Origin of the sequence: Rhizobacter sp., from assembly GCA_019635355.1 — a bacterium.
In the GTDB taxonomy this organism is placed as follows: Bacteria; Pseudomonadota; Gammaproteobacteria; order Burkholderiales; family Burkholderiaceae_C; genus Rhizobacter.
The window spans coordinates 4509465-4525427 of record JAHBZQ010000001.1; the positions used below are offsets into that span (position 1 = coordinate 4509465).

The following is a 15963-nucleotide window of genomic DNA, read 5'->3' on the forward strand; positions in this document are numbered from 1 at the left end:
CGTGGAAGGGATGAAGCGGGGCCGGTCGCCTTCAGGGGTAGAAGGCTTCGACGGTGTAGCCGTTGACGCGGCGCGGGTCGGATGATGAAAAGATCAGCTGCAGGTTGGACTCGCTGCCCGGTGCCAGCACCGGCGGGTTGACGCGGAAGTCGCTCGGCGCAAGCGCTCTGCGCGCGAGCAGCTGCTCCGTCGAGTCGGTGAGCTTGAGGTCGATCGACGGCATGGCGAGCATCATCGAGCCGCGGTTGCGCAGCACGAGCGACAGCCGGTAGCCGTTGCCGCCCGGGGCTGGCGACAAGGTGCTGCTCTCGACCACGACGTCGTCGATCCGGCGCGGCGGCTGCAATTGGCACCCGAGCCATTCGCAGCCGAGCGCCAGTGCGGGACGGGTGGCCGGCCAGCGGGCCGCCCACAGATCGCGGAAGTGGTAGCCGGCCTGGCCGACCAGCGAGGCGGCCAGCAACAAGAACAGCAGGCTCAGCAGCACCCGCATGCCCGGGCTGCGCCAGCGCTCGCGCTGCTTGGCCTGTTGCACGAAGCCGGGCCCGCGTCGTGCGGCCTCGATCTGTGCACGCGCGGCCTTCACCGACGAACGAGGAATACCGGTGCCGCCACCGCCCTTGCGCCGTGTCTCGGACTCGAGCGGCTGCTCGTCGAGCAGGGCCTCGTTGAAGCGTGCCTCGGCGAAGTCGCGCTTGTCGCGGGTCTTGACCGCCTGCGCCGGGGTCTGGTCGACGTCGGCCTGCTCGGGCTGGAAGAAGCGTGAGTGGATGCGGTCGTTGTCGCTCAGCTGGAAGACGTCATCGTCATCGGGCGGCTCGGACTGCGGGTCATACGAGGCGGCGACCGATGCGGCCGGCGGTGCGGGTGGAGCCGGGGGCGGCTTCCAGTTGGGCGGCGCGTCACGCTCCAGGTCGAACAGGCCTTCGATCGCGTTGAAGACCTCGTTGCAGCGGCCGCAGCGCACCCAGCCTTCGGAAACCTTGAGCTGGTCTTGAACGACTCTAAAGACGGTGCCGCAGGAGATGCAACGCGTGGCCAGGCTCATGGCGAAATCATGCCATGCCGCATCACACGCGCCGTTGTGCCGTCATCAGGATCCACCCATCCTCGGTGTCGCTGACCTCGAGTGCGCACCAGGGGGCATAGGCCTCCTTCAACTCGTCAGCCTGCCGCTCGAGGATGCCCGCCAGCACGAGGTGACCGCCCGGCCGCACATGGCCACACAACAACGGGGCCAGGAGCTTCAGGGGTGTGGCGAGGATGTTGGCGAGCACGAGGTCGTACTCACCGCCCGCCGCTTCGGGCAGGCCGGCGTTCACGCTCACGCCGTTGGCGCTGGCGTTGGCCTGCGTCGACACCACGGCGGCCGGGTCGATGTCGACCGCGTCGATCTGCTGCGCGCCGTGAAGCGCGGCGCCGATGGCGAGGATGCCCGAGCCGCAGCCGTAGTCGAGCACGCGCGGCCAGGGCGCGGCGTGCTGCGCGGTCCAGCGCAGGCACATGCGGGTGGTGGGGTGCGTGCCGGTGCCGAAGGCGAGGCCGGGGTCGAGGCGGATGAGTGTCTTCGCCTGCGCGGGCGGCTCGTGCCAGCTCGGCACGATCCAGAAGTCCGGCGTGATCGGGACGGGAGCGAATTGCGATTGCGTGAGCCGCACCCAGTCTTGATCAGGTACCGCCTGCAGCGATTGCACGTGCACGTCTTGCGCCCACTCCTGCGCGAGCAGCAGCGTGGCCGCTTCGGTGGCGGTCTCTTCGTGCTCGAACAGCGCCTTCACCACCGAGCGTTGCCAGCCCCCACGCGGCGCCGGCATGCCGGGCTCGCCGAAGAGTGCCTGCTCGTGGGCGGTGTCAGCGTCGGCGTCTTCCACCGAGACCGACAGCGCCTCCAGTTCGTCCATCAGCGCATCGGAGACGGGCTCCACCAGCGCTTCGGGCACGACGAGCAGCAGTTCCAGCATGGCTCAGCGCTTGTGCTGGGCCATCCAGCCCTCGAGGTAGTGGATGCTCGTTCCACCCTCGACGAACTTCGCATCGGCCATCAACTCGCGGTGCAGCGGGATGTTGGTCAAGATGCCTTCGACCACCGTCTCCGACAGCGCGATGCGCATGCGCGCCAGCGCCTGGTCGCGCGTGTCGCCGTGCGTGATGATCTTGCCGATCATCGAGTCGTAGTTGGGCGGCACGAAGTAGTTGGTGTACGCATGCGAGTCGACACGCACACCAGGCCCGCCCGGCGCGTGCCAGGTCGTGATGCGGCCGGGCGACGGGGTGAACTTGTACGGGTCTTCGGCGTTCACGCGGCACTCGATGGCGTGGCCGCGCATCTCGATCTGGCGCTGCGTGAAGGGCAGCTTCTCGCCGGCCGCCACGCGGATCTGCATCTGCACGATGTCGACGCCGGTCACGAGCTCGGTCACCGGGTGCTCCACCTGCACGCGGGTGTTCATCTCGATGAAGTAGAACTCGCCGTTCTCGTAGAGGAACTCGAAGGTGCCGGCACCGCGGTAGCCAATCTTCTTGCACGCGGCGGCGCAGCGCTCGCCGATGCGTTCGATCACGCGGCGCGGGATGCCCGGCGCCGGCGCTTCCTCGATGATCTTCTGGTGGCGGCGCTGCATGGAGCAATCGCGCTCGCCCAGCCAGACGGCATTCTTGTGCTCGTCGGCCAGCACCTGGATCTCGATGTGGCGCGGGTTCTCGAGGAACTTCTCCATGTAGACCGCCGGGTTGCCGAACGCGGCACCCGCTTCGGCCCTGGTGGTCTGCACCGCGTGCAGCAGCGCGGCTTCGGTGTGCACCACGCGCATGCCGCGACCACCGCCGCCGCCGGCGGCCTTGATGATCACCGGGTAACCGACGGCCCGGCCGATCTTGACGATCTCCTTCGGGTCATCGGGCAGGGCGCCTTCGGAGCCCGGCACGCAGGGCACGCCCGACTTGATCATGGCCTGCTTGGCCGAGACCTTGTCGCCCATGATGCGGATCGACTCGGGCGTCGGGCCGATGAAGGTGAAGCCGCTTTGCTCCACACGCTCGGCGAAGTCGGCGTTCTCCGAGAGGAAGCCGTAGCCGGGGTGGATGGCTTCGGCGTCGGTCACCTCGGCGGTCGAGATGATCGCCGGCATGTTGAGGTAGCTCTGCGATGAGGCGGCCGGGCCGATGCACACGGCCTCATCGGCGAGCTTCACGTACTTGGCGTCGCGGTCGGCCTCGGAATAGACGACCACCGACTTGACGCCCATCTCGCGGCAGGCGCGTTGGATGCGCAGTGCGATCTCGCCGCGGTTGGCGATGAGGATTTTCTTGAACATGGCCCGCGCCTTATTCGATGACGAACAAGGGCTGCCCGAATTCCACGGCCTGGCCGTTCTGCGCGAGGACCTGCGTCACCGTGCCGGCCTTGTCGGCCTCGATCTCGTTCATGATCTTCATCGCTTCGATGATGCAGATCGGGTCGCCTTCCTTGACCACCGTGCCAACCGTGGCGAAGGGCTTGGCGCCCGGGCTCGCGGCGCCATAGAAGGTGCCGACCATCGGCGACTTGACGACGTGCCCGGTCGGGGCAGCCGGGGCTTCAGGCGCGGCGGCGGCCACCGGGGCTGCCACAGCGGCAACCGGCGCGGCGGCCACTTGCGGCGGCGCGGCCTGGTAGACCACCGGCTGGGTGGCGACCACGGCGGCGGCCGGGTCGCTCTTGACGATGCGCACCTTGCCGTCGGCTTCGGTGATCTCAAGCTCGGAGATGTTCGATTCAGACACCAAGTCGATCAGCGTCTTCAGTTTGCGCAGGTCCATGTGTTCTCCAACTCCTGTCGTTATGGGGCGGCGTCGGTCGCCGTCGAGGGCGACGTGCCGGTGTCGGCCTGGGCTCTAGGCCTTCTTCGGGCCGCGCTTGAGCGCATGGCCCAGGGCCAGGCGGTATCCATCGGCGCCCAGCCCGACGATCACGCCTTCGGCGAGATCGGAAAAATAAGAATGGTGGCGGAAGGGCTCGCGGCGGTGCACATTCGACAGGTGCACTTCGATGAACGGGATCGCCACTCCCGCGAACGCGTCGCGCAGCGCCACGCTGGTGTGCGTGAAAGCGCCGGGGTTGATGATCACGAAGTCGGTGCCATCCGTTCGCGCGGCGTGCACCCGGTCGATCAGCGCGCCTTCATGGTTGCTTTGGAAGCTGTCCAGCTTGGCGCCAGCATCGGCGGCGATCTTCGCAAGTTCTGCGTTGATCTGATCCAAAGTCGTCGAGCCATAGACCGCCGGCTCGCGTGTGCCGAGCAGGTTGAGGTTGGGGCCGTGAAGGACGAGGATTTGCATGAAGCTGGACTCGCTTCAAAAGCGAAGGCCGAACTTTACGCGTTTTTGAGTGCTGATCCGCGCATGAAGGCAATTTATTGCCCGGAGGCGAACTTTTCAGCCCATTGGGCGAGGTCTTCAGGCTTGAGCAGGCCCAGTTTGCGGAAGATGGCGTTTCCTCGGGCGTCGAACGCCACACTGAAGGGCAGGGCGCCACTCGGGTTGCCCAAGGCGCGGTTCAGGTCGACACCGGTCAGCCCGGCCAGGCCGATCGGAAAGCTGATCGGCAGCTTGCCCAGAAACTCCCGCACAGGGGTCGGGCTGTCGACGGCGAGGCCCACCACCTGCCAGCCTTTGGCCTTGTGTTCTTTATAGAAGGCGTCGAGCAGCGGCATCTCCTTGACGCACGGCGCGCACCAGGTGGCCCAGAAATTCAGCACCAGGGGCTGGCCGCGCAGGGTCGACATCACCAGCTCGCCGCCCTCCGGTCGGTCGAAGCGCTCTTGCCAGAAGGCTTGCTCGGCACCGGCGGCGCCCTCGGTCTCGCGGTGGCGCCACCAGGCCCAGCCGGCACCGGCTGCCGCGCCGGCCAGGGCCACACCGCCGGTCAAGAGTGCGTGGCGGCGGTTCATGGGGCGCTCCCGTCCAGCAGCCGGCGCAGCGCCGCGAGGTCACCCCGTTCGGACTGGCCCCGCGCATCGGGCTTCAGCGCACCGCGCACGTCGTCATGGTCGAGGATGCTCATGTGCACCGTCACCGCTTCGCCCAACTCGGGGCTCACGCTGCTGACGGTCAGCACGTCGATCGGCTCGCCGCGCGGGCCGCTGAGCGTGCCCACGTCGTAGTCGACACGCTTGTCGATCAGCGTCAGCTCGGCCTGCTTGGAGTCGTCGCAATAGAGCTGCAGGTGCACACTGGAAAGCCGGGTCGCCGTGCCACGCCAGACGGCGCCGGTGAGGTGCGGTCGCATGTCCTGCAGGCGCTCCATCCACAAGAGCGCCACCTTGCGCAGCGCGAGCAGCTCACCCGGCTGGGTGTCGGCGCAGAAGAGGTCGATGTACGAGCGCACCTCGTCTTCCACCTCGTCGTTGTTTGGCAGGTCAACCGATCGCACGCTGCCTCGGCCGAGCAGCTTGGCCGCGCGGCGTTTGGCCGGGCCGTACTCCATGCCTTCTTCGACGATGAGGCGTGCGGCCGTGCTGGCCACTTCGGCGCTGAGTGGGGTACCCATGTGCGGGATTCTAGGAAGCCGGCGCCCGCGGGCTCAGGGCAATTCCACGGCGCCCATGCGGGCGACCACGGTGCTGGCCCGGCCCATCACGTAGGCCGAGTTGGGCCGCTTCTCGAAGCGCTTGGGCGCCGGCAGCATCACCGCCAGCCGGGCGGCGGGGTAGGCGCCGAGCTTGTCGGCATCGACGTGGAAGTAGTGGCGCGCCGCGGCCTGCGCGCCGAAGAGGCCTTCGCCCCACTCCACGTTGTTGAGGTAGATCTCGAGGATGCGCCGCTTGGAGAGCATGCCTTCGAGCATGAAGGTGATGACGAACTCCTGGCCCTTGCGCAGGAAATTGCGCTCGCCGCTGAGGAAGAGGTTCTTCGCCAGCTGCTGGGTGATGGTGGAGCCGCCGACGATCTTGGGTGTGGCCTTGGGCTTCTCGGGCGGTGGGCGGTTGCTGCGCGCGGCCTGCTTCGCCTGGCGTTCGTTGACACGCTCGGCCTGCGCTTCGGCGCGCAGGTTCTTCTCCCACGCCTTTTCCAGGGCCTCCCATTCGACGCCGCTGTGCTCGGTGAAGCCCGCGTCTTCCGAGGCGATCACCGCGCGCTTCAGGTGGTCGGAGATGCGCTCGTCGTCCACCCATCTCTGGCTCCACAGCAGCTGGTGCTGGGCGGCGACGATGCGGCGCATTTCCGAGCGCTGGAAGGTGGTGGACTGCGGGTCGACGACGCTCATCATCCCGATGCGGGCGAGGAAATAGACCTGCAGCGACACGCCGCACACCAGCACCAGGCCGAGCACCCGCAGCAGATGCCGCAACGCGCCGCTCATGTGGATGCCAGCCGGGCGCGCAGCGCCGCAAGCACCGGTGCCGTCTCGGGTGCCACGCCGCGCCAGAGTTGGAAGGCTTCGGCCGCCTGCTCCACCAGCATGCCCAGGCCGTCGCGTGCCGCGGCGCCGTGCTGCACGGCCCATTGCAGGAAGCCCTGGGCCGCGGGGCCGTACATCATGTCGAGCGCCAGGCCGCCGGGCTTCAGCACGCTGGCATGAACCGGAATGGCCGCGCCCTGCAGGCTGGTGGCGGTGGCGTTGACGACCGCATCGAAGGCCTTGCCGGCCGCCTGCAGGCGACGGGCGGACAGCGTCACGCCATGCGCATACGCCAGCTCGGCATGCCGCCGCACCAGCGCCTCGGCCTTGTCGAGGCTGCGGTTGGCGACCACGATCTCTTGCGGGCCGGCTTCGATCAGCGGCCCCAGCGCGCCGGCTGCCGCACCACCGGCGCCGACCAGCAGCACACGCCGGCCTTTCAAGACGATGCCGGCGTTGCGCTCGATGTCGCGCACGAGGCCGATGCCGTCGCTGTTGTCGGCGTACCAGCCGTCGGCGTCGAAGCGCAGCACGTTGGCGGCCTGGGCCAGCGTGGCACGCGGGCTTCGGCGCGTGGCCAGGCGGTAGGCGTCGATCTTGAACGGCACCGTCACGTTGCAGCCACGACCGCCGCCTTCGGCGAAGGCGCGTACCGTGGCCTCGAAGCCATCGAGCGGGCACAGCAGCCGGTCGTAGGCCACGGCCTGCCCGGTGGCCTGCGCGAACTGGGCGTGGATGAAGGGTGACTGGCTGTGCTCGACCGGGTTGCCGGCGACGACGTAACGATCGGGAAGGTTCACGGCTTGACGGGGGCGGCGACCGAGGTTTCGAAGCCGTCTTCGCGCGAGAAGCGGAAGCGCGTGTGGACGACCAGCTGGTCGGCCTGCTTCTTCATCGCGGTCGTGAAGGAGCCGAAGGGTGCGGCGGCCTGCACGATGGAGATGGCGCGCTTGTCGAGCAGCTTGTTCTGCGAGCTGCGCACGACCTCGGTCTCGACGATGCGGCCGGCGGCGTCGACGGTGATGATCATCACCAGCTCGCCATACAGCTTCTTGCCCTGGTACTCGGGGAAGTTGCGCGTGCCGCGGTCTTCGATCTTGCGGCGCAGCTGGTCGTAGTAGATCGCGTAGACCTCTTCGCGCGTCGAGGGGCTGATGTAGCGCTTTCTCGGCCGGGCGTTCTCTTCGTTGATGCGCTTTTCGATCTCGGCCAGCAGCTGCAGCAGCTGCTTGCGGTGCTCTTCCTGCGCGCGCTCCTGCGGGCTGCCGGCGCGCCGGGGGTCGGGCTGGGGCAGCGAGGCCAGCTCACGCCGCACCATCGCCAGGCGCTGCTGCTGCTCTTCCTGCAGCTGCTCGATCTGCTTGCGGGTGTCTTCGGCGGCATCGCCGATCTCGGTCACGGCGGCGCTCGGCAGCGGCGAGGTGGCACGGCCACGGTCCACGTCGCCACCACCGGCCAGGTTGCGCTGCGCGAGGGCCTGTGCCTTGGTCGGCGCTTCGGTCGAGCGCGAGTTGACGAGGATCACCTCCAGCGGGGTGTCTTGAAACGCGCGGGTGAAACCTTCCGGGTCGACCGCCGGCCACGCCAGCAACCCGACGTGCACGACGACCGAGACGGTGAGAGAAACCTGCAGGACCGAAAACTTGGCCATGAAGAACCGTTAAACCGAGGGCGACGATGCTACCGCGCTGGCGCCGGCGGCTTCCTCGGTTGCATCCCCTTGCACATCGATCGCGAGGGTGAGCGGTCCGGCGGCTTCGGCCTCTTCGATCTCGGCGTCTTCGACCACCGCGTCATCGGCCGTGGTCGACGGGTCGTCGAGGCGCTGCAGCACGCTGGCGTGCACGTCGAGCGTCAAGAGGTCGGTGCCGGTGATGCGCACGCGCACGAGTGCACCGCGCGGCAGCCGCTCGGCGCCCACGGCCTTGAAGACGAGCGGCAGCGTCTCGGCGCGCACGAGGCCGTCTTTCATCACCGCCGCGTCGAGATCCTGCAAATCGTGCTGGGCCAGGTAGCGCAGCGTCCAGTAGCGTTCGAGGCCCGACTGGAAGCCGTTGTACGCGGTGTAGGCGGCGTCGAAGCTCGAGATGATCGAGAACAGCGCAGCATCCTTCGGCTTGAACGGCGCGGCCAGCGCGGCGGTGCGGCCGTGGCGTGCGCAGGCGATGATCTGCCACTGGTTGACGAGGTCGACGTAACGGCGCAGCGGCGACGTGGCCCAGGTGTATTGCGCGACGCCCATGCCCGCATGCGGCGCGGCCTTGGTGCCCATGCGCACCTTCACACCCGGCGCCATGCTGGCCTGGCTGCGGTAGATGCCGGGCACGCCCAGGTCGTTGAGCCAGCCGCCCCAGGTGCTGTTGGCGAGGATCATGGCCTCGGCCACGATCAGGTCGAGCGGGGCACCGCGGGTGCGGGTGCTGATCAGCACTGTTTCGTCGCCCTGCGGCTCGCGGCCCTCGTTTCCTTCGAGGCGGAAGTTGTAGTCGGGGCGGTTGAAGTTTTCAGGCTTGCCACGCACCACTTCGCGGGCGGCCTTCAGGTGCCGCGCGAGGCGGAAGGCGAAGGCCAGCTCCGCCGCGTGCGGGTAGTCGGCGGGTGCTGCGCCGGTGAGCGAGGCTTCGGTGATCACCGCGTCGAGCTGGTCGTGGCGCAGGTTGCTCACGATGGGCACGCGTTCCAGCTTCGTCTCGCTGCCCTTCACCTCGAGCGTGGCTTCGTCGTAGCTCACGTAGAGCGACACGGCCGGGCACTCGCGCCCTTCGAGCAGTGTGTAGGCCTGCACCACGTCGTCGGGCAGCATGGTCAGCTTGTAGCCCGGCATGTAGACCGTCGACAGGCGATCGCGCGCCACCTTGTCGACCGCGCCTTCGGGCGTGATCGCGAGGCCCGGCGCGGCGATGTGGATGCCGAACACCACGGTGCCGGTGCCCAGGCCCTGCACCGAGAGGGCATCGTCGATCTCGGTGGTCTGCGAGTCGTCGATCGAGAAGGCCTGCACGTCGGCCACGGGCAGCTTGTCCTTGATCTCGGGCGCGCTGAGCGCGGGGAAGGCGGTGCCCTTCGGGAAGTTCTCGAAGAGGAAACGCTTCCAGTGGAACTGGTAGGGCGAGTCGATGGCGCCCGCGGCCTTCAGCAGGTCGAGCGGGGCGGTGTGCGAGAGCTTCGCGGCTTCGACCACCGCCTTGTACTCGGCGGCGTTCTTGTCGGGCTTGAAGAGGATCTTGTAGAGCTGCTCGCGCACCGGCGCCGGGCACTGGCCGGCCACGAGCTCTTGGGCCCAGGCATCGATCTGTGCAGCCAGCTGCTTCTTGCGCTCGATGCCGAGCAGCGCGGCTTTCACGATCTCTTCCGGTGCCTTCTTGAACTGGCCCTTGCCGAGGCGGCGGAAGTAGTGCGGCGCTTCGAACAGGCGGAAGAGCGCCGCGGCCTGCTGCGCAGCGCTCGCCTTGTCGTTGAAGTAGTCGCGGGCCAGGTCGGCGAAACCGAAGTCGCTGTCGGGCGCGAATTCCCAGGCGAGGTCGAGGTCGATGTCCTGCGCGAGGCGTTGCCCTTCGGCCAGCAGCTCGGACGGAGACGGCTGCTCGAACTTGAGCAGCACGTTGGCGGATTTCACTTTCACGCGCTTGCCGGAGTCGAGCTCGATCTGCATCGAGGTGTCGGCTTCGGACATCACGCGGCCGGCGTGGAACTTCCCGGCGTCATCAAACAATGCGTACATGGGGCGGGATTGTCCTTCAGGGAGAAGGCCCGAGTTCCAGGAAGTGCAGCAGGTGCGGCAGGTGCTCGTCGAAGTCCGACAGCGCATGGTCGCTGCCCTCGACGATGCGCAGGTGGCCGCCGCGGTAACGCTCGCTCATCTCGCGCCAGCTCAGCACCTCGTCGCCGGTGGCGATGACGGCGAAATAGCGCGCGGGGTCGGCGAGCCGGCCGGGGGTCATGTCTCGCAACTCGTCGACGTATTCCGGCCGGAAGAAGAAGCGATCGTCGCTGTGCCAGGCGGTGGTTTCGCCGATGTGGCGGGCGAGGTCGCGTGCCGGGTCGACCGCGGGGTTGAGGAGCACGGCCTTGCAGCCCAGGCGCTCGGCCATCACCGTCGCGTAGAAGCCGCCGAGCGAACTACCGACGACGGCCATGCGCTCGCGCGGCCACCGGCTCACGCCGTGCTCGAGCATGCGCACCGCCTCGCGCGGCGAGGGCGGCAACTGCGGGCACCACCAGGTCAGGCGTGGGGCGTGTTCGCGCACCCAGGCGGCCATGCGCGTGGCCTTGGCCGACTGCGGCGACGAGCGGAAACCGTGCAGATACAACAGATGGGTCGGGGTCATGGGAACCGGGCCACGCCGGGCTGCTCGAAGCGAGTCGCGCGGGTGAGACGACGGACACAAGAAGGGGCCCCGCAGTGTGCCCGACTCCGCAATCTCACCCGGTGCCGCGGGTGCTTGGCACGCCTAAACTGGCCCGCGCCTGCCCTTTGCTGGATGCCCTTTCCCGATTTCGCTTCCCGACTTCGTTTCGCAAGGATTCTTCGTGAACGTTTCTCCCGCTGGTCTTGCCGTTCGCCCGCTCGGGCTCGTTCTCGCGATTTCATTGATGCTGCAGGCCTGCGCCACGCCTGCCCCCACGACCAACGGCACCGGCAAGCCCACGCCGCCGGAGAAGGCCAACACCCGTGCCGTGCCGGCGCCCGTGGCCGGCGCGGCACCCGTGGCCCAAGCCGCCGCGGCGGCCGCCTCGGGGGCCGCCTCCGGCGTGGCCGGCGCACCGGCCGCACGGCCCGAGCCCGGCGCGCCCAAGCCCTTCGACGAGGTGATCAAGGGCGCCACGCAACAGTCGGGCTTCGTGCCCATCTGGCGCAAGGACGACAAGATCTGGCTCGAGATTCCCGCCGAGCGGCTCGACCAGCCCTTCCTGCTCTCGGTGAACGTGGCCGGCTCGGTCGGCGAGCGTGGCTTGTATGCGAGCCAGATGGGCCCGTCATGGCTGGCCACCTTCCGCAAGATCGGCACCAGCCAGATGCAGCTGATCGCGCTCAACACCGCCTTCGTCAGCAGCACCACCGCCCTGAAGCCGGCGGTGGAGCAGGGCTTCTCGCACAGCCTGCTCGGCTCGGCGGCCATCGCGAGCGCCCCGCACCCGCAGCGCAAGTCGGTGCTGATCGACGCCGGCTTCCTGCTCACCGACATCCCCGGTTACTCGACGCGCATCGAGGCGGCGTTCCGCCTGCCGTATTCGCTCGACCGCGGCAATTCCTTCTTCGAGAAGACGCGCGTGAGCGACGAGATGACGACGGTCAACGCCCGCGTGCATTTCGCCACCCCGCGCATTCCGGCGCCGCCCGCGGTGCCCAGCCCCACGCCTGGGCCCACCCCGCCGTCGACCGTGCCCGACGCGCGCAGCATGTTCGTGGCCTTCGTCTACAGCTTCACCAAGCTGCCGCAAGACCCGATGCCGGCCCGCAAGACCGACCCGCGCCTGGGCCATTTCTTCACTGGCGTCACCGACCTCGGCACCGACCTGAAGGCCAACCCGCGGGTGCACCACCTGAGCCGCTGGCGCCTCGAAAAGCGCGACCCGAATGCCGCGCTGTCGGAGCCCAAGCAGCCCATCGTCTACTGGCTCGACAAGAACATCCCGCCCCAGTACCGCAAGGCCGTCGAAGCCGGCGTGCTCGAGTGGAACAAGGCCTTCGAGAAGATCGGCTTCAAGGACGCCATCGTCGTGCGCCACCAGCCCGACGATGCGGAGTGGGACAACATGGACGCGCGGCATGCGTCCATCCGCTGGTTCGTTGGTGCCGACGTGGGCTTTGCCGTCGGGCCGCACCACGCCGACCCGCGCACCGGCGAGATCATCGACGCCGACATCGGCATGAGCGACGTGTTCGGCCGCAGCGCGCGGCGCTTCGTCGTCGAAGACGTGGGCACGAGCGCCGCGCCGGTTCACCAGCACGACGCCTATTGCAACTACGCCCGCGAGAGCGCGGCCGAGATGAATTTCGCGCTCGACGTGCTCGAAGCGCGCGGCGACATCGCACCCGACAGCCCCGAGGCCGAAGCCTTCGTGCAGGCCGTCATCAAGGACACCGTGATGCACGAGGTGGGCCACACGCTCGGCCTCAAGCACAACTTCAAGGGCTCGACGGTCGTGCCGCGCGAGAAGCTGCAAGACAAGGACTTCACCGAGAAGAACGGCATCTCGGGCTCGGTGATGGACTACAACGCCTACAACGTGGCGCTGCGCGGCGAGAAGCAGGGTGCGCTCAACAACACCACGCTCGGGCCCTACGACTACTGGGCGATCGAATACGCCTACAAGCCGATCGCACCGGCCGACGAAGCGGCCGAGCTGGCCCGCATCGCCTCGCGCAGCACCGACCCGCTGCTCGCCTATGCCGACGACGCCGATGCCGGCGGCCTGCCGGGCAACGATGGCATCGACCCGCTGGTCAACCGCTTCGACCTCGGCGACGACCCGCTCGCATACTACGTGCGGCGGCTGCAGCTCTCGCGCGAGTTGTGGGAGCGTGTGCAGGAGCGCGGCGCGCAGCCGGGCGACGAAGCCTTGCGCCAGCGGCGCATCCTTCTGAGCGGCTTCCGCCAGCTGAGCCGGGCGAGCGAACTCGTCGGCAAGTACGTGGGTGGCATGTACACCGTGCGCGACCTGCCGGGCACCACGCGGCGTGCGGCCTACGTGCCGGTGGAGCCGGCCAAGCAGCGCGAGGCGCTCAAGTTCCTGGCCGACGGGGTGTTCAACGCCGACAGCTTCCGCTTCAAGCCCGAGTTCGTGGCGAGCCTCTCGCCCGACTACAACGAGTGGGACCGCGGCGGTCCGGTGAACATCCCCGCGGCGGTGCTGCAGGTGCAGACGGTCGCGATGGACCGCCTGCTCAACCCGGGCACGGCCTCGCGCCTGCTCGACCTGCCGTCCTACGTGCCGAATGCCAACAAGCGCAACATCATTTCGCTCGCCGAGGTGTACGACACCTTGCAAGGCGCGGTGTGGAGCGAGCTCAAGACCGGTCGCGAGATCGACCGCCTGCGCCGCAATCTGCAGCGCGAGCACCTGAAGCGTGTGCAGAACCTGCTGGTGCGCGGCTCGGCCTCGCTGCCGCCCGATGCGCTGAGCCTCTTGCGCATGCAGGCGGTGGAGCTGCAGGCGCAGCTCAAGCGCGCGTCGGGCAACGGCAGGCTGTCAGTCGAGAGCCGGGCTCACCTGCAGGATTCGTTGTCGCAACTCACCGAAGCGCTGCGTGCCTCGATGATCCGGAGTTGATCGTCAGGACGCGAGCGCGGTCAGCAGTTTCTGGTGGATGCCGCCGAAGCCGCCGTTGCTCATGCACAGCACGTGGTCGCCGGGCTTCGCGGCACGCCGCACGGCGGTGACGAGCGCGTCGATGGTGTCGGCCACGATGGCCTTGTCGCCCATCGGCGCGAGGGCTTCGCGTGCGTCCCAGCCGAGGTTGGCCTGGTGGCAGAAGGAGAGGTCGGCCTCTTCCAGCGCCCAAGGCAGCTGCGCCTTCATCGCACCGAGTTTCATGGTGTTCGAGCGCGGCTCGAAGACGGCGAGGATGCGGTCCACGCCCACCTTGCGGCGCAGGCCATTGATGGTGGTGCGGATGGCTGTCGGGTGGTGGGCGAAGTCGTCGTAGACCTTCACGCCGCCAGCTTCCCCGCGAAGCTCGAGGCGGCGGCGCACGTTCTCGAAGCTGGCGAGCGCAGCGCCCGCCACTTCGGGTGACACGCCCACGTGTTCGGCGGCGGCGATGGCGGCCAGCGCGTTGAGCTGGTTGTGCTCGCCGAGCAGCTGCCAGTCGACACGCGCGATCTTCAGGCTGCCGCGCAGCACGTCGAAGGCGTGCGGCTCACCGCGAGCACGCAGCGCGCCCGGCGTTTCCTTGCGAGTGCCGAAGCGCACTACCTCGCTCCAGCATCCCCGCTCCAGCACACGCTGCAGCGACTCTTCGCGCGCGTTGACGACGAGCCGGCCCGAGGGCGGCACGGTGCGCACGAGGTGGTGGAACTGGGTCTCGATGGCGGCCACGTCGGGGAAGATGTCGGCGTGGTCGTACTCGAGGTTGTTGAGGATGGCGGTGCGCGGCCGGTAGTGCACGAACTTGCTGCGCTTGTCGAAGAAGGCGGTGTCGTATTCGTCGGCTTCGATGACGAAGGTCTTGCCTGTGCCGAGTCGCGCTGAGACGCCGAAGTTCTGCGGCACGCCACCGACGAGGAAACCGGGTTCGAGGCCGGCCTTCTCCAGCATCCACGCGAGCATCGAGGTGGTGGTGGTCTTGCCGTGCGTGCCGGCCACGGCCAGCACGTGGCGGCCCTGCAGCACGTTGTCCGACAGCCATTGCGGGCCGCTCGTGTAGCGCGCGCCGGCATCGAGGATGGCTTCGACGAGCGGGTTGCCGCGCGAGACCACATTGCCGATCACGTAGAGGTCGGGGTTGAGCTTGAGCTGGTCGGCGCCGTAGCCTTCGATGAGTTCGATGCCGAGCGCGCGCAGCTGGTCGCTCATCGGGGGGTACACGCCGGCATCGCAGCCGGTGACGGTGTGGCCGGCTTCGCGCGCGAGGGCGGCGAGTCCGCCCATGAAGGTGCCGCAGATGCCGAGGATGTGAATGTGCATGGGCGCGATTCTAGGAGTCGGGGTCACGTCGACCTCACAATCCCCGGGCATGAACTGGATCGCCACCCACCCCTGGGCGTACCCCGCGCTGGAGACGCTGCACCTCATCGGCGTGGCGCTGCTGCTGGGCAACCTGGTGCTGTTCGAGATGCGGGTGTGGGGCGCACAACCGAGCCTGGCGGTGCGGCCACTCGCGAGGCTCGCGTTGGGTGCGGCGCTCGCCGGCTTCGCGCTGGCCGCCGTGACGGGCACGGTGATGCTGGCCAGTCAATGGGCCGAGCTGCAGGCGAACCGCGCGCTGTGGCTGAAGGCGGCGCTGGTGATCGTGGCAGGGGCGAACGCCGCGGCGTTTCATCTGCGCGGCGGGCTCGACAAGCTCGACCTCGTGGCCCGCGTGCAGACCGCGCTGTCGATGGGGCTTTGGCTGCTTGTCGTAGCCTGCGGCCGGTTCATCGCCTATGTCTGACATGTGGAGACCTCCATGCAACGACGTCTGATCCTGGTGGCCGGCGCCGGTGTCTGCGTCATGCCGGTGTGGGCCCATCACGGGTGGAGCAACTTCGATGCCGAGCGGCCGATCTATCTCGAAGGCAAGGCGGCCAAGGTGGCGTGGCGCAACCCGCATGCTGAAGTGGAGTTGGAGTTGGCGTCGCCGCTGACGCTGCCGTCCGATCTCGCGAAGCGGCCGGTTCCCCCGCAGTCGGCCGCGGTCGACGCAGCGGCCATCCTCGCGAAGACGGTCCTGCCCACGCGGCGCGACAAGCGCTGGGAGCTGGAACTGGCGCCCTTGTCGCGCATGCAGGCCTGGCAGGTGGCCGAGATCAAACCCGGCACGCCGCTCTCGGTGGTGGCCTACACCTTCCCGGGTGAGAAGGGCGAAGCCATCGCGCGGGTGGAGTACCTCTTCGTCGACGGCAAGGCCTACGCCTTGCGGTCGTCGCCGGCCTGAACGG

16 protein-coding genes are annotated in these 15963 nt (G+C 68.4%); 3 read left to right on the forward strand and 13 right to left on the reverse strand.

The window, feature by feature from the left end:
- Positions 1-31 precede the first annotated feature (31 nt).
- The 12 genes from KF892_20985 to KF892_21040 all read right to left on the reverse strand — a co-directional run bounded on the left by KF892_20985 (position 32) and on the right by KF892_21040 (position 10707).
- A complete protein-coding gene (locus tag KF892_20985; protein MBX3627497.1) occupies positions 32-1048 on the reverse strand; it encodes a zinc-ribbon and DUF3426 domain-containing protein in 1017 nt (338 codons plus the stop codon).
- A 22-nt stretch (positions 1049-1070) separates the two neighbouring features.
- The gene (gene prmA / locus KF892_20990) at positions 1071-1961 is read right to left on the reverse strand and encodes a 50S ribosomal protein L11 methyltransferase (protein MBX3627498.1); all 891 of its coding nucleotides are present in this window, start codon (positions 1959-1961) and stop codon (positions 1071-1073) included.
- A 3-nt stretch (positions 1962-1964) separates the two neighbouring features.
- On the reverse strand, positions 1965-3314 hold the full coding sequence (gene accC / locus KF892_20995) for an acetyl-CoA carboxylase biotin carboxylase subunit (GenBank protein MBX3627499.1): 1350 nt from the start codon (positions 3312-3314) through the stop codon (positions 1965-1967).
- A gap of 10 nt (positions 3315-3324) precedes the next feature.
- Positions 3325-3798: an acetyl-CoA carboxylase biotin carboxyl carrier protein gene (locus KF892_21000; protein MBX3627500.1), complete on the reverse strand. Its 474-nt coding sequence runs from the start codon at positions 3796-3798 to the stop codon at positions 3325-3327.
- Positions 3799-3873: 75 nt separating this feature from the next.
- Positions 3874-4317, reverse strand: a complete 444-nt coding sequence (aroQ, locus tag KF892_21005; GenBank protein ID MBX3627501.1) for a type II 3-dehydroquinate dehydratase — start codon at positions 4315-4317, stop codon at positions 3874-3876.
- A gap of 74 nt (positions 4318-4391) precedes the next feature.
- Positions 4392-4928, reverse strand: a complete 537-nt coding sequence (locus KF892_21010) for a TlpA family protein disulfide reductase (protein ID MBX3627502.1) — start codon at positions 4926-4928, stop codon at positions 4392-4394.
- On the reverse strand, positions 4925-5527 hold the full coding sequence (locus KF892_21015) for a hypothetical protein (protein MBX3627503.1): 603 nt from the start codon (positions 5525-5527) through the stop codon (positions 4925-4927). Before KF892_21015 ends, KF892_21010 begins: the two co-directional genes overlap by 4 nt.
- A 33-nt stretch (positions 5528-5560) precedes the next feature.
- Positions 5561-6340 carry a transglycosylase domain-containing protein gene (locus KF892_21020; GenBank protein ID MBX3627504.1) on the reverse strand — a complete coding sequence of 260 codons (780 nt, stop codon included), beginning with the start codon at positions 6338-6340 and terminating at the stop codon, positions 5561-5563.
- On the reverse strand, positions 6337-7179 hold the full coding sequence (aroE, locus tag KF892_21025) for a shikimate dehydrogenase (protein ID MBX3627505.1): 843 nt from the start codon (positions 7177-7179) through the stop codon (positions 6337-6339). The genes KF892_21020 and aroE overlap by 4 nt, the downstream gene beginning before the upstream one ends.
- Positions 7176-8030, reverse strand: a complete 855-nt coding sequence (locus KF892_21030) for a TonB family protein (GenBank protein MBX3627506.1) — start codon at positions 8028-8030, stop codon at positions 7176-7178. The genes aroE and KF892_21030 overlap by 4 nt, the downstream gene beginning before the upstream one ends.
- A gap of 9 nt (positions 8031-8039) precedes the next feature.
- Positions 8040-10100, reverse strand: a complete 2061-nt coding sequence (locus KF892_21035) for an RNB domain-containing ribonuclease (protein ID MBX3627507.1) — start codon at positions 10098-10100, stop codon at positions 8040-8042.
- Between the two features lie 16 nt (positions 10101-10116).
- On the reverse strand, positions 10117-10707 hold the full coding sequence (locus KF892_21040) for an esterase (protein ID MBX3627508.1): 591 nt from the start codon (positions 10705-10707) through the stop codon (positions 10117-10119).
- Between the two features lie 202 nt (positions 10708-10909).
- Between KF892_21040 and KF892_21045 the strand changes: the two genes are divergently transcribed.
- The gene (locus KF892_21045; GenBank protein MBX3627509.1) at positions 10910-13654 is read left to right on the forward strand and encodes a zinc-dependent metalloprotease; all 2745 of its coding nucleotides are present in this window, start codon (positions 10910-10912) and stop codon (positions 13652-13654) included.
- Between the two features lie 3 nt (positions 13655-13657).
- On the opposite strand, the gene mpl is transcribed toward KF892_21045, so the two are convergent.
- Complete coding sequence (mpl, locus tag KF892_21050) at positions 13658-15010, reverse strand: UDP-N-acetylmuramate:L-alanyl-gamma-D-glutamyl-meso-diaminopimelate ligase (protein MBX3627510.1); 1353 nt, start codon at positions 15008-15010, stop codon at positions 13658-13660.
- A 49-nt stretch (positions 15011-15059) separates the two neighbouring features.
- Here mpl and KF892_21055 point away from each other — a divergent pair, with 49 nt between their 5' ends.
- Together KF892_21055 and KF892_21060 are read left to right on the forward strand one after the other, a co-directional pair.
- A complete protein-coding gene (locus KF892_21055; GenBank protein MBX3627511.1) occupies positions 15060-15476 on the forward strand; it encodes a hypothetical protein in 417 nt (138 codons plus the stop codon).
- A gap of 15 nt (positions 15477-15491) precedes the next feature.
- The gene (locus KF892_21060; GenBank protein MBX3627512.1) at positions 15492-15959 is read left to right on the forward strand and encodes a hypothetical protein; all 468 of its coding nucleotides are present in this window, start codon (positions 15492-15494) and stop codon (positions 15957-15959) included.
- Positions 15960-15963 lie beyond the last annotated feature (4 nt).

Bases quoted from the DNA above. Each gene is read 5' to 3' on its own strand.
- KF892_20985 (MBX3627497.1), bottom strand. From the start codon at position 1,048: ATGAGCCTGGCCACGCGTTGCATCTCCTGCGGCACCGTCTTTAGAGTC.
- aroQ (MBX3627501.1), bottom strand. From the start codon at position 4,317: ATGCAAATCCTCGTCCTTCACGGCCCCAACCTCAACCTGCTCGGCACA.
- mpl (MBX3627510.1), bottom strand. From the start codon at position 15,010: ATGCACATTCACATCCTCGGCATCTGCGGCACCTTCATGGGCGGACTC.
- KF892_21030 (MBX3627506.1), bottom strand. From the start codon at position 8,030: ATGGCCAAGTTTTCGGTCCTGCAGGTTTCTCTCACCGTCTCGGTCGTC.
- KF892_21020 (MBX3627504.1), bottom strand. From the start codon at position 6,340: ATGAGCGGCGCGTTGCGGCATCTGCTGCGGGTGCTCGGCCTGGTGCTG.
- KF892_21055 (MBX3627511.1), top strand. From the start codon at position 15,060: ATGAACTGGATCGCCACCCACCCCTGGGCGTACCCCGCGCTGGAGACG.
- accC (MBX3627499.1), bottom strand. From the start codon at position 3,314: ATGTTCAAGAAAATCCTCATCGCCAACCGCGGCGAGATCGCACTGCGC.
- KF892_21010 (MBX3627502.1), bottom strand. From the start codon at position 4,928: ATGAACCGCCGCCACGCACTCTTGACCGGCGGTGTGGCCCTGGCCGGC.
- KF892_21000 (MBX3627500.1), bottom strand. From the start codon at position 3,798: ATGGACCTGCGCAAACTGAAGACGCTGATCGACTTGGTGTCTGAATCG.
- KF892_21040 (MBX3627508.1), bottom strand. From the start codon at position 10,707: ATGACCCCGACCCATCTGTTGTATCTGCACGGTTTCCGCTCGTCGCCG.
- KF892_21060 (MBX3627512.1), top strand. From the start codon at position 15,492: ATGCAACGACGTCTGATCCTGGTGGCCGGCGCCGGTGTCTGCGTCATG.
- KF892_21015 (MBX3627503.1), bottom strand. From the start codon at position 5,527: ATGGGTACCCCACTCAGCGCCGAAGTGGCCAGCACGGCCGCACGCCTC.
- prmA (MBX3627498.1), bottom strand. From the start codon at position 1,961: ATGCTGGAACTGCTGCTCGTCGTGCCCGAAGCGCTGGTGGAGCCCGTC.
- KF892_21035 (MBX3627507.1), bottom strand. From the start codon at position 10,100: ATGTACGCATTGTTTGATGACGCCGGGAAGTTCCACGCCGGCCGCGTG.